General features: G+C 66.3%; 6 protein-coding genes. 1 reads left to right on the top strand and 5 read right to left on the bottom strand.

Features of this window, described 5'->3' with window-relative positions:
* Positions 1 to 87: 87 nt before the first annotated feature.
* The 4 genes from C1930_RS03495 to C1930_RS03480 form a co-directional block, all read right to left on the bottom strand.
* Positions 88 to 3,675 carry an autotransporter domain-containing protein gene (locus C1930_RS03495; protein WP_108771102.1) on the bottom strand — a complete coding sequence of 1,196 codons (3,588 nt, stop codon included), beginning with the start codon at positions 3,673 to 3,675 and terminating at the stop codon, positions 88 to 90.
* 303 nt (positions 3,676 to 3,978) lie between these two features.
* Positions 3,979 to 7,626, bottom strand: coding sequence for an autotransporter domain-containing protein (locus C1930_RS03490; protein ID WP_108771101.1), 3,648 nt, complete (start codon positions 7,624 to 7,626; stop codon positions 3,979 to 3,981).
* 288 nt (positions 7,627 to 7,914) lie between these two features.
* Positions 7,915 to 10,647, bottom strand: coding sequence for a preprotein translocase subunit SecA (gene secA, locus C1930_RS03485; RefSeq protein ID WP_108755419.1), 2,733 nt, complete (start codon positions 10,645 to 10,647; stop codon positions 7,915 to 7,917).
* A gap of 303 nt (positions 10,648 to 10,950) precedes the next feature.
* Positions 10,951 to 11,904, bottom strand: a complete 954-nt coding sequence (locus C1930_RS03480; protein WP_108771100.1) for a M23 family metallopeptidase — start codon at positions 11,902 to 11,904, stop codon at positions 10,951 to 10,953.
* Positions 11,905 to 11,916: 12 nt separating this feature from the next.
* On the opposite strand from C1930_RS03480, the gene C1930_RS03475 reads away from it, so the two are divergent.
* Positions 11,917 to 12,366 carry a DUF721 domain-containing protein gene (locus C1930_RS03475; RefSeq protein WP_108748535.1) on the top strand — a complete coding sequence of 150 codons (450 nt, stop codon included), beginning with the start codon at positions 11,917 to 11,919 and terminating at the stop codon, positions 12,364 to 12,366.
* A 282-nt stretch (positions 12,367 to 12,648) separates the two neighbouring features.
* Here C1930_RS03475 and lpxC read toward each other — a convergent pair whose 3' ends face one another.
* Positions 12,649 to 13,560 carry a UDP-3-O-acyl-N-acetylglucosamine deacetylase gene (lpxC, locus tag C1930_RS03470; protein ID WP_108748534.1) on the bottom strand — a complete coding sequence of 304 codons (912 nt, stop codon included), beginning with the start codon at positions 13,558 to 13,560 and terminating at the stop codon, positions 12,649 to 12,651.
* Positions 13,561 to 13,674 lie beyond the last annotated feature (114 nt).

Here is a 13,674-nt window from a genome sequence, read left to right as displayed (position 1 = left end):
AGCATGCCCAATCGGCGGCGCCCAGCGCAACCCTGAAAGGGGGGCCCCGTGCGGGGCCCCCGGACTACATCCACGCAGTACGCGTGATCAGAACTGCACGTTCCAGGTCATCCGTGCGCCCAGCTCACGCTGACCGCTGCCCAGACGGCCCTGCGCGCCCAGCGACAGACGGCTGTGTGCGCCGGTGTTCACCGCCACGCCCAGCTCGGCGATGCCGACGTTGCGGGCCAGCGGCACGCCATCGATGCTGAAGGTGCTGCTGCCCACCGCAAAGCGCTGGCGCGAGCTGCTGCGCACATCGCCGGCCGCGTTCTGCCAGGCCAGGCCGGCCACCAGGCGGGCGCCGTCGTCCTGGCCAGCGCTGATGTCCCAACTGGCACGCAGGCCGGCGGTCGCGGTCCACACCTCGTCCTTGCTGGCATCGATCACCAGCGCGGTGCTGCCGCCGGTTTCCTGCGCCGCATCGGTGGACAGGCGGGTATAGGCCACGGCCACGTACGGGGTCAGTACCAGGCGGTCCAGGTCCATGTCCCAGCCACCTTCGGCGAAGCCGGACACGGCATCGGCGCTGTAGCCGGCACGCAGGCGCTGCTGCATGCCACCCACGATGGACGTGCGATCGGTATCCACGTCGTAGTCGGCATAGCTGGCGCCGGCGGTGAACCAGGCTTCGCCCATGCGGTAGGAGGCGTACAGGCCACCGTGCACGGCATCGACATCGGCCTTGCTGCTGCGCGCGTCCACCTGCTGGCGCAGCGTTTCGGCACCGGCAGCCAGACCCACGGTCCAGGCTTCACCGAAGGTCCAGTCCAGGCCGGCCATCAGGCCTTCGCGGTGCTGGCGGCTGCGGGCGCTGCCGTGGTCGCCGTCCTGGCGATTGGCGGCGCCACCGCCGGACAGCCAGAAGCCACCGCCCTGCGCCTTGATCGTCGGGTCGGTGCGCAGGCGCTGGGAGATGCCTTCACGCAGGAAGCGATCGTCCAGCAGCAGTGCACGGTTGCTGGCGTGGATCTCGCCGGACAGGTGATCGAAGGCCAGCCGCGCTTCGTCGGCGTCGAGCATCAGCAGCTGGTTGTACAGCGCCAGCGCCTGCCCGGACTGCTGCAGGGTATCCAGCGCGCCGGCAATGGCCTGGTGGTTGCCAGTGGTGGCCACGGCGCCGAATACGGCCGGCGGGGTCACGCCGCCATCCTCCGAACCGGGGTCCGGGCCCTGCCCGTCACTCTTGACTCCGATCAACAGACGCACGTCGTTGCGGGTCTGCACCAGGTTGGGGTCGAGGAAGGCCGAACGCGAGATCACGTCATCGAACTGGCCTTCAATGCCGCCGGCCGCACTCAGGATCGTATAGCTCTGGCCCTTCTGGTAGCTGGTGGCCGGGTCCAGCGCGGTGATGCGCACGCCGGTGGCACCATGTTCACCGGAATGAGCGACGTGGCCCAGGTAGGCCTTGCCGGTCACCGTCAGCAGGTCGGCCTGGCCGTTGCCCAGCACGTCCACGTCGTAGAACGCCTTGTCGGCGACCTCCTCGGCGGTGGCAGCCATGTTGTTGAAGTACAGGTCACCATCGATGGTGATGGTGCCCACACCGTTGTGGCCCGGAGACAGCACCGCGCCGTTGCGCACGACGGTCTGGCCCACGGTGGCGTTGCCGGCCAGCACGCCGCCGTCGAGGACGATGGCGGTCGAGCTGCGGATGATCGCGCTGCCGAAGCCCGCGCCGTAGCTGATCTCCTGCTGGAAGCCCGACGCACCGTTCAGCACCAGGGTGCCGCCGGTCACGGTGATGCCCTGCGGCAGCGCCTGGCTGCTGCCGGTGTAGCCCTGGCCGGTATAGGTATCGGAATTGATGACCAGAGTGCCGCCGCTGACGTTGATGTCGCCGCCAAAGGCGGTCAGGTCACCGTCCAGCGTGGTGCTGCCGGCCAGCTGGTGCAGGCCACCGTAGGTCATCGACGCAGAGGAGCTAGCGATGGTGTTGGACAGGGTGATGTCACCGGTGTGGTTGAACAGCAGGCCGCCCTGGCCGTTGTTCATGGTGATCGGCGAACCGTCCAGTTCACCGGCCGCTTCGGCCGCTGCCCACACCGGGCCGCCCGCCCTGGTCCAGTCCTGCAGGCCGCCACCGATGACCAGGTAGCCGTTGTGGTCCAGCGTATAGCCGGTGCCGGCACTGAGCGTGGCACCGTTGTTCACCACCAGCACGCCGAGCGGATCGAACGTGCCCCTGCCGATCGTGATTCCGCTGGCAGCGCTGATGGACGAACCGGCACCACTGACCAGGACCTGTTCGGGGTACGGCTCGATGTCGTGCTTGGGCCATTGCGCGCCACCGGTCACGGTGAGCGTATCGGTGGTGATCTGGGCGCCATCGAGCACCTGCAGGTCGGTGGTGACCTGCATGGCGCCGCTGTTGACCCACTGGCTGCCGGCGCCGGTCAGGGTGGCCTTGGTCCGGCTGCCGTCGGCACTGGCACCGTACGAATTCTGGAGTTTGGCCACGTCCGAACGGATCGCGCCGCCGTTGTCGACCCGCAGACTGGCCGTGGCCTCCACGCGCGCCGACTCAATGGCCGAACCCGCGCCACTCACTTCAATGCGCCCAACCTGCCCCTCGTCGCCGAAGAGCAGGTTCGGCCCTTCGGCGATCAGCGAGGTGGTCGCATGCAGCACGCCACCGTTCTCCACCCGCAGCAGCGCGTGGCCGTAGTGCGCCAGTTCGACCGTATCGGCCTGCACGCTGCTGGCCGTGGACACCAGCAGGGTACCGGTCGTGTCGGTATTCTGGGCGAGCACGATTTCCTTGGCCACCAGGACGCCGCCATCGGTCACCCTGACCGTGCCAGTGACACCGTCGTCTATGCCCACCGCCAGGGTCTGGCCAACGTTGACCGTGCCACCGCTGGCAATGTTCAGCTCGCCGTTGCCGCGCTGGCCAACGAACAGATGGTTGTCGGTGATGTTCAGTACGCCACCGGTGTCGACCGTGACCGAACCGGTGCTGCCTGATGACGCGCCGATGCGCATGCCGTACCACAGCCGAACAGGCGCGGTGATGGTTTCCACCACGCCGCCGTTGCTGATCACCAGTTCACCGCTGCCGAAGTTGCCGACCTCGAACTGGCGTGCGGTGAACGTTGAACCTGCACCGTCGACCCGCACCGCACCGTGGCTGCCGGCCAGGGTGCCCAGCAGCACGTTGCGCCTCACCGCGACGGTGCCGCCGTTGCTGACGTTCAGCGCCCCCCTGCCGGCATCGCCTACGCGCATGTCGTCAAACACGCTGGTCAGGCTGACGCGGCCGGTACCGGACACGTTCAACGTGCCGACGCCACCGGCCAGCGTGCCCAGAGAAGCAAATCCGTTGGTCGCCAGGCTGCCGCCATCGACTACGTTGACCACCACGGTGCCGTCTGGGCCGACGCGGAAGCCGTCGACGTAGCTGCGCGGATCACTCACCGTGTCGTCGGCGGTGAACTCGTACGCGGCCGCCAGTGCCGACTGCGCGGGCAGCACGGCCAGGCCGAGTGCCAGCAGCAGCGCAGTGCGCAGCGATGCGGGGCGGTGGGTGTGGCCGACGCTGGCGCGACCGGGCGCATGCGAAACGGCAAGTTCAGATGCGACCTGCATCTGGCCGGTGGTGCGGTTGAACACCAGGCGATAGATCCTGTTCATGAAGCTCCATGTGGATGTGGATCAGGGATACGCGATGCCGCGGGGGCGACATCGGCGCAGCTCCGCCGGCAGGTTCTGCAGCCCCGCCGCGGGGCTCCAGCAACTTACGGGCGACGTCGATGCATGCACATGGCAGGGGTCCGACTTTCCTGTGAGGGTTGCCCCGCCACGTGAGTCGGGCAAGTCTGAAAAATTTCGTTGTGAGCAGACGCTCACAAGAAGCGCGCTCCGGAGTTGGCTGAAGAACCAAAAAAAAGGGGCCCCTTGCGGGGCCCCCGGTCTACATCCACGCAGTACGCGTGATCAGAACTGCACGTTCCAGGTCATCTGCGCGCCCAGCTCGTGCTGGCCGCCACCGGCGCGGCCCTGTGCGCCCAGCGACAGACGGCTGTTGTCGCCGATGTTCACCGACACGCCCAGCTCGGCGATGCCGACGTTGCGGGCCAGCGGCACGCCATCGATGCTGAAGGTGCTGCTGCCCACCGCAAAGCGCTGGCGCGAGCTGCTGCGCACATCGCCGGCCGCGTTCTGCCAGGCCAGGCCGGCCACCAGGCGGGCGCCGTCGTCCTGGCCAGCGCTGATGTCCCAACTGGCACGCAGGCCGGCGGTCGCGGTCCACACCTCGTCCTTGCTGGCATCGATCACCAGCGCGGTGCTGCCGCCGGTTTCCTGCGCGGCATCGGTGGACAGGCGGGTGTAGGCCACGGCCACGTACGGGGTCAGTACCAGGCGGTCCAGGTCCATGTCCCAGCCGCCTTCGGCGAAGCCGGACACGGCATCGGCGCTGTAGCCGGCGCGCAGGCGCTGCTGCATGCCACCCACGATGGACGTGCGATCGGTATCCAGGTCGTAGTCGGCATAGCTGGCACCGGCGGTGAACCAGGCTTCGCCCATGCGGTAGGAGGCGTACAGGCCACCGTGCACGGCATCGACATCGGCCTTGCTGCTGCGCGCGTCCACCTGCTGGCGCAGCGTTTCGGCACCGGCAGCCAGGCCCACGGTCCAGGCTTCACCGAAGGTCCAGTCCAGGCCGGCCATCAGGCCTTCGCGGTGCTGGCGGCTGCGGGCGCTGCCGTGGTCGCCGTCCTGGCGATTGGCGGCGCCACCGCCGGACAGCCAGAAGCCACCGCCCTGCGCCTTGATCGTCGGGTCGGTGCGCAGGCGCTGGGAGATGCCTTCACGCAGGAAGCGATCGTCCAGCAGCAGTGCACGGTTGCTGGCGTGGATCTCGCCGGACAGGTGATCGAAAGCCAGCCGCGCTTCGTCGGCGTCCAGCATCAGCAGCTGGTTGTACAGCGCCAGCGCCTGCCCGGACTGCTGCAGGGTATCCAGCGCGCCGGCAATGGCCAGGTGGTTGCCGGTGGCGGCAACGGCACCGAACACGGCCGGCGGGGTCACGCCACCGCCCTCGCCCGGGGTACCCGGCGTGCCCGGATTCGGGTTCGGACCCGGACCCGGATCGGGGCCAGGGCCCGGACCCGGGCCCGTCTCGTCACTCTTCACCGCGATCAGCAGACGCACGTCGTTGCCGGTCTGCACCAGGCTGGGGTCGAGGAAGGCCGAACGCGAGATCACGTCATCGAACTGGCCTTCAATGCCGCCGGCCGCACTCAGGATCGTGTAGCTCTGGCCATTCTGGTAGCTGGTGGCCGGGTCCAGCGCGGTGATACGCACGCCGGTGGCACCGTGTTGACCGGCATAGTTGACCTTGCCCAGGTAGGCCTTGCCGGCCACCGTCAGCAGGTCGGCCTGGCCGTTGCCCAGCACGTCCACGTCGTAGAACGCCTTGCCGGCGACCTGCTCCGGGGTGACGGCCATGTTGTTGAAGTACAGGTCACCATCGATGGTGATGGCGCCCACACCGTTCTGGCCCGGCGACAGCACTGCGCCGTTGCGCACGAAGGTCTGGCCCACGGTAGCGTTGCCGGCCAGCACGCCGCCGTCGCGGATATTGGCGGTCGAGCTGCGGATGATCGCGCTGCCCAGGCCCGAGCCGTAGTTGATTTCCTGCTGGAACCCAGACGCGCCGTTCAGCACCAGGGTGCCGCCGGTCACGGTGATGTCCTGCGTGACCGCCTGGCTGCTGCCCGTGTAGCCCTGGCCGGTATAGGTATCGGAGTTGATGACCAGGGTGCCGCCGCTGACGTTGATGTCGCCGCCGAAGGCGGTCAGGTCACCGTCCAGCGTGGTGCTGCCGGCCAGCTGGTGCAGGCCACCGTAGGTCATCGACCCAGACGAGCTGGCGATGGTGTTGGACAGGGTGATATCACCGGTGTGGTTGAACAGCAGGCCGCCCTGGCCGTTGTTCATGGTGATCAGCGAACCGTCCAGTTCACCGGCCGCTTCGGCCGCTGCCCAGGTCGGGCCGTCGGCAGCGGTCCAGTCCTGCAGGCCGCCACCGATGACCAGGTAGCCGCTGTTGTCCAGGGTATAGCCGGTGCCGGCGCTGAGCTTGGCGCCGTTGTTCACCACCAGCACGCCGAGCGGATCGAAGGTGGTGCGGCCAACGGAGATGCCGTTGGCAGCGGTGATGGACGAGCCCTCGCCGCTGACCAGGACCTGTTCGGGGTAGAGCGCGGCGGTGCCCTTCGGGAAGTCCGAGCCACCGGACACACTGAGGGTGTCGGTGCTGATGCGGGCGCCGTCGAGCACCTGCAGGTCGGTGGTGACTTCCATCACACCGGTGTTGATCCACTGGCTGTCGGCACCGGTCAGGGTGGCCTTGGCACGGCTGGCGCCGGTACCGGCACCGAACGAGTTCTTGATGTTGGCCACGTTCGAACGGATCGCGCCGCCGTTGTCGATCAACAGGCTGGCCGTGGCATCCACGCGCGCCGATTCGATGGCCGAACCGGCACCGCTGACTTCAATGCGGCCGACCTGGCCCCGGTCACCCGACGAACCGTCCGGCGTTTCGGCGATCAGCGAGGTGGTGGCACGCAGCACGCCACCGTTTTCCACGCGCAGCAGCGCATTGCCGCGATCGGCCAGTTCGAAGGTGTCGGTCAGCACGGTGCCGGCGCCAGACACGCGCATCGTACCGCTCGAGCCGGCACTCTGGCCGAGCAGGATGCCCTGGGCCACCAGGGCGCCGTCGGTCACGTTGACCGTGCCGGTGGCGCCGCTGGCGGCGCCCACAGCCAGGGTCTGGCCAACGTTGACCGTGCCGCCGCTGGCAACGTTCAGCTCGCCCTGGCCGCGCTGGCCGACGATCAGGTGGTTGTTGGCGATGTTCAGTACACCACCGGTGTCGACGGTGACCGAACCGGTGCTGCCTTCGTCCGCGCCGATGCGCATGCCCTGCAGCAGGGTGGAACTGTTGACCGCGGTGGTGTCGACCACGCCGCCGTCGCTGATCACCAGACTGCCGCTACCGGCCTTGCCGATATCGATCTGGCGTGCGGTGAGCTTGGAACCCACGCCGCTGACCAGCGCTGCACCCTCGCCGCCGGACACATTGCCCAGCACCACGTTGCGGGCCACGGTAACGGTGCCGCCGCCGGTCAGGTTCAGCACGCCCTGGCCCGCATCACCCACGCGCATGTCGTCGAACGTGTTGGTCAGCACGACGCTGCTGCCGAGCCCGGTCACGTTCAGGGTGCCGACGCCGCCAATCGCCGTACCCAGCGAAACCGGGCCATTGGCGGTCAGCACCGCGCCTGACACCAGGTCGATGGTGATCGGCGAATTCACACCGATGCGGAAGCCATCGGCGTAGGTGGCGCTGTCGGACACGGTCTCGTTGTCGGTGAAATCGTGCACGGCGGCCAGCGCCGACTGCGCGGGCAGCGCGGCCAGGCCCAGCGCCAGCAGCAGCGCGCTGCGCAGCGACGACGAACGGTGGACGTGGCCGACGCTGGCGCGGCCCGGCGAATGTGACGTGGTGAGTTCAGATGCAACCTGCATCTGGCCGGTGGTGTGGTTGAACACCTGGCGATAGATCCTGTTCATGAAGCTCCATGTGTTTGTCGATCAGGGATGCGCGGTGTCGCGGGGGCGACATCGACGCAGCTCCGCGGGCAGGTTCTGCAGTCCCACCGCAGAGCCCGTGCAACATACGGGCGCGAACGGGACCTGCCCATGGCGCGGGTCTGACTTTGGTGTGGGGGTTGCCCCGACACATGGGTCAGATAAATCTGAAAACTCTCGTTATGGGAAATGGTTCACAAGACGCATCTGCCAGAACAAAAAAAGCCCCGCATTTGCGGGGCTTTTGCGACTCAGCTCGGTTTACTCAGCTCAGCTCAGCTGACCGTGGCAGTGCTTGAACTTCTTGCCGCTGCCGCACGGGCACGGATCGTTGCGGCCGACCTTCGGTTCGTCGCGCTGGCGCTGCGCCACGCCCTGCTGGGCGGCCTGCACCTGGGCGGCTTCTTCGTCGGCGCTGTAGCCGCCGGCATCCTGGTGCTGGAACTGCGACTGGCTCAGGCGCGCCTGCGCCTGCTGGCGTTCTGCCGCTTCCAGTGCCTGCACTTCCTCGTCGCTGCGGATACGCACGCGGGCCAGCAGGGTCACCACTTCGCGCTTCACGTTTTCCAGCATGTCCGAGAACAGCTCGAAGGCTTCCTTCTTGTATTCCTGCTTGGGCTGCTTCTGTGCGTAGCCGCGCAGGTAGATGCCTTGGCGCAGGTAGTCCATGCGGGCCAGGTGTTCCTTCCAGCTCTGGTCCAGCACGGTCAGCATCACGTGCTTTTCCAGCGCACGCATGGTCTCTTCGCCCACGCCGGCTTCCTTCTCGGCGAAGTGCTGGTTCACGCGCTCCAGCACCTTGGCGGCAATGGCTTCGGCGTCCAGTTCTTCGTGCGACTTGACCATGTCGACCAACGACATCTGCAGGCCGAAATCCGATTCCAGGGTGGCTTCCAGGCCGCGCAGGTCCCACTGTTCGTCGATCGAGTTCGGCGGCACGAAGCGCGCCACCACGTCGAAGATCACATCGTCGCGGATGCCATCGACGTTGTCCTTGACCGATTCGGCGTCCAGCAGTTCATCGCGCTGGGAATAGATCACCTTGCGCTGGTCGTTGTTGACGTCGTCGAAGTCCAGCAGGTTCTTGCGGATGTCGAAGTTGTGCGCTTCCACCTTGCGCTGCGCCTTCTCGATCTGGCGGCTGACCAGGCGGTCCTCGATGACGTCGTCTTCCTTCATGCCCATCATGCGCATGGCCTTCTGCACCCAGTCAGAGGCGAAGATGCGCATCAGGTTGTCTTCCAGCGACAGGTAGAAGCGGGACGAACCCGGGTCACCCTGGCGGCCGGAACGACCACGCAGCTGGTTGTCGATACGGCGCGATTCATGGCGTTCGGTACCGACGATGTGCAGGCCGCCAGCGGCCTTCACTGCATCGTGGCGCTTCTGCCATTCGGCCTTGATCGCGGCCTTCTGCTCGTCGGTCGCGTCTTCGCCCAGCTCGTGGATTTCCGCTTCCAGCGAACCGCCCAGCACGATGTCGGTACCACGGCCGGCCATGTTGGTGGCGATGGTCACGGCGGCCGGGCGACCGGCGTTGGCAACGATGGTCGCTTCGCGGTCATGCTGCTTGGCGTTGAGCACTTCGTGCTTCACACCGGCCTTGCGCAGGTGCTCGGACAGCATTTCCGAGGTTTCGATCGAGGTGGTACCCACCAGCACCGGCTGGCCGCGCTTGGCGCACTCTTCGATGTCGGCCAGCACCGCATTGAACTTGCCCTTGCGGTTCAGAAACACCTGGTCCGGGCTGTCCTTGCGGATGGTCGGGCGGTTGGTCGGAATGACCACCACTTCCAGGCCGTATATGCTCTGGAATTCGAATGCTTCGGTATCGGCCGTACCGGTCATGCCGGACAGCTTCTTGTACATGCGGAACAGGTTCTGGAAGGTGATGCTGGCCAGCGTCTGGTTCTCGCGCTGTACCGGCACGCCTTCCTTTGCTTCCACGGCCTGGTGCAGGCCGTCGGACCAGCGGCGGCCGGACAGGGTACGACCAGTGAACTCATCGACGATGACCACTTCGCCGTCGCGCACGATGTAGTCCACGTCACGCTGGTAGATGGCGTGCGCGCGCAGTGCGGCGTTCAGGTGGTGGACCACGGTCAGGTTCTGCGCCGCGTACAGGCCTTCGGTCTGGCCGTCGAGGATACCGGCGTCGACCAGCAGCTGTTCGGCGTGCTCCATGCCCGCTTCGGACAGGTGCACCTGCTTGCCCTTTTCGTCGACCCAGAAGTCGCCTTCGCCGTCTTCGGCTTCCTGCTTCACCAGGTTCGGCACGATGCGGTTCACCCGGATGTACAGCTCCGGGGAATCGTCGGCCGGGCCGGAGATGATCAGCGGGGTACGCGCTTCGTCGATCAGGATGGAGTCGACTTCGTCGACGATGGCGTAGTGCAGGCCGCGCTGGTAGCGGTCGGCCTTGGACAGCGCCATGTTGTCGCGCAGGTAGTCGAAACCGAATTCGTTGTTGGTGCCGTAGGTGATGTCGGCGGCGTAGGCTTCGCGCTTGTCGCTGTGCGGCATGCCCGGGTACACCACGCCCACGCTCAGGCCCAGCCAGTTGTACAGCTTGCCCATCTGCGCGGCGTCGCGGCGGGCCAGGTAGTCGTTCACCGTGACCACGTGCACGCCCTTGCCTTCCAGCGCGTTCAGGTACACCGGCAGGGTCGCCACCAGGGTCTTGCCTTCACCGGTGCGCATTTCTGCGATCTTGCCCAGGTGAAGCACCATGCCGCCGATCAGCTGCACGTCGTAGTGGCGCATGCCCAGCACGCGGCGTCCGGCTTCGCGGCAGACCGCGAAGGCTTCGGGCAGCACCTTGTCCAGGGCTTCACCGCCGGCGATGCGCTGCTTGAACTCCGGCGTCTTGGCCTGCAGCTGCTCGTCGGAAAGCTTCTCGATCTCCGGCTCCAGCGCATTGATCTTGGCGACGATGCGGTTGAGCTGGCGCAGCTGTCGTTCGTTACGACTGCCAAATACGCGGGTAAGCAGGCTGTTGATCATTGAAGGAACCGGGTTGGATGGACACAGCGGCCCGGTCGTCCCCCTGGGGATCCGTCCGCCGCAAACGAAACAGGGCGCCTGGCGCCCTGTCGATGGCAACACCCATTGTAGCTTGGGACGGGCGGCAGGGGTTTCAACCCTTCGGCGATGGGGTCAGAGCCCTTCCGCGCTGCGGAAAGGATCCGACCCCGTGCGGGATACGGGGTCGGATCCCTTTCGCCACGGCGAGAGGGCTCTGACCCCAGCCCTCATCCGGATCGGGTCAGAGCCCTTCCGCGGCGCGGAAGGGATCCGACCCGTGGCTCAACCGCGGGTGATACGGCCCACCGGCGTGTTGCCGCCGTCACCCAGGAACTTGCGCGGGTTGACTACGTTGCCGTTTTCCCAGACTTCGAAGTGCACGTGGGCACCGGTCGAGCGGCCGGTGGAACCGGCCTTGGCCACTTCCTGGCCGGCGCGCACCAGGTCGCCCACCTTCACCACCAGGCGCGAATTGTGCGCATAGCGGGTCACGTAGCCGTTGCCATGGTCCACGTCGACCACGTTGCCGTAGCCGCCCTTCACCCCGGAGAAGCTGACCACGCCATCGGCCACCGACATCACCGGGTCACCAACGCGGGCGTGGAAGTCCATGCCCTTGTGGGTGGCGGCACCGCGACCGAACGGGTCGGCGCGGGTACCGAAATTGGAGGTGATGTAGGTGTTGCGGATCGGCATGCGCGAGGGCACGGCGTTCTGCTGCAGCTGGTGGTCGAACATCAGCGATTCCATCACCGACAACTGGCGGCCTGAAGCAGCGAAGCGCTGCTCCAGCACCTGTAAGTCGGCGTTGACGTCCTTCACCGGGATGTCCGCGGTCGGGCCGCCGGCATCGCCGTCACCCAGGCCGGGGGTCTCGTTGAAGTCGAATTCGCCGTCTTCCAGCTTGCCCATCTGGGTCAGCCGTTCGCCCAGCGCGTTCAGCCGGGTAGCCTGGGCCTGCAGCTCGCCCATGCGCGCGGCCAGTGCGTTGACCTGGGTCTGCGCATCGCGCTGGACCTTGGCCAGCTCGGCCTCCTGGCGGTCGACCTTGGCCTGCAGGCGCGAGTCGTTCAGCGCGCTGGCGCCGAAGCCGCCGGCAAGGCCGATAATGCAGCCTACCCCCAGCACGCTGCCCAGCAGGGCGCGGGGGCGGTCCTCGAAGTAGAACCGCAGACGCGTGAGCGGCGATTTGGCCTGACGTTCACGCGTTTTGATTACGATCTTTTTGAATGCCATCAGTGAGTTTTCATGTCTGAGCCGAAATCCAGCGTTCGCCCTGCGTCCAAGCCGAAACCGGCCCTGGATGCAGTGATGGCGGACAAAAGCGGGAACCCACTGCGGCGTGCCTTGTGGCTCGACGCGCTGGACCGTCAGTTGCGCCCCCAACTGCCGCCCCCGCTGCGCAACCGTTGCCGGTTGGCCAATGTGGACGGCGAACACCTCGTTTTTCTCGTCGAATCCCCGGTCTGGCATGCCAAGTTGCGGCTTGCCGAAGCCCAGTTGCTCGACGCGGCCCGGTCCATCGGGCTGAAGGCCACCAAGGTGACCATCAAGACTGCGTCTCCCACTCCCTCGCGCTCCCCAGCGCACGACAACCGGAATGGCCCCCACGCAGTTTCAGCCGCCACGCACAAAGGGCTACGCGACGCCTTGGCAGCCTTGCAGGATGTCCCCGGTAAAACGGGAAAAGGGTCCTGATGGCAGCGGAGCATCCGGCTCCGCTCCCCGTCGCGCGTGTCACCGCAGCGTGAAACATTTTCGGGGGCCGGGTCGCATCCTAGCGGCACCCCGTGGTCGAGTCGTTAGATTGTTGTTAAAAAAACGTTAAATTCAGGCTTTCGATCGGCCAGGTTCACAAAACCGTGACCCGGTGAGCGCATTCACGTCACGCTTCACGGAGCCGGCCGTCAGTAGCCACGGAAACGACAACGCCGCCCTGAGTGGCGGCGTCATTTCTTTTCAATTCAACAACTTGGTCTGTTACGCGTACGCCGGCATGGCATACACCACCGGGTCTTCCACGCTGGGCGATTCGTAGGTCACCCACTCCCAGGCGGTGGCATCGGCCATGAGCGCCCGCACCAGCTTGTTGTTGAGCGCATGACCCGACTTGAAGCCCTCGTAGGCCCCCAGCACCTGGCCACCGGCCAGATAAAGATCGCCAATGGCGTCAAGAATCTTGTGGCGCACGAATTCGTCGGCGTAGCGCAGGCCGTCTTCGTTCAACACGCGGAACTCGTCCAGCACGATGGCGTTGTCCATCGAACCGCCCAGACCCAGGTTGCGCTCGCGCATGTATTCCAGGTCGCGCATGAAACCGAAGGTGCGCGCGCGGGAGATTTCCTTGGTGTAGGCCTGCGTGGAGAACTCGATTTCCTGGCGCGACTGCTTGGCCGGAATCATCGGGTGGTCGAACTGGATGGTGAAGCCCAGCTTGTAGCCCTCGTACGGGGTGAAGCGGGCCACCTTGTCGCCCTCGGTCACTTCCACGGTCTTCAGCACGCGGATGAAGCGCTTGGGCGCGTTCTGTTCCACGATGCCGGCCGACTGCAGCAGGAACACGAACGGGCCGGACGAGCCGTCCATGATCGGCAGTTCCGGCGAGGACAGTTCGACGATGATGTTGTCCACACCCAGGCCGGCCAGGGCCGACATCAGGTGTTCGACAGTCTGGATCTTGGCGTCGTTGCAGGTCAGGCCGGTGCACAGGGTCACTTCGGTGACCAGTTCGGCCTTGGCGGGCACTTCCACCACCGGGTCCAGATCGACGCGACGGAACACGATGCCATGGTTGACCGGTGCCGGGCGCAGGGTCATGTAGACCTTGTCACCGCTGTGCAGGCCAACGCCGGTGGCGCGGATCGTGTTCTTGAGAGTGCGTTGCTGGATCATGGGGGGCAGACCGGAAGTGACACACTAGATTAACACGCAGGGTCCCATACCCCGGCTGAAACGCCGTGTAGACGCCGGTGGGACGCGCGAAGCAAGGCGGCCGGGCCCATCCTG

Origin of the sequence: Stenotrophomonas sp. SAU14A_NAIMI4_8 (genome assembly GCF_003086695.1) — a bacterium.
Taxonomy (GTDB): Bacteria; Pseudomonadota; Gammaproteobacteria; order Xanthomonadales; family Xanthomonadaceae; genus Stenotrophomonas.
The sequence above is the reverse complement of the archived record's forward strand: the minus strand, read 5'-3'. Positions and strand labels throughout refer to the sequence as shown.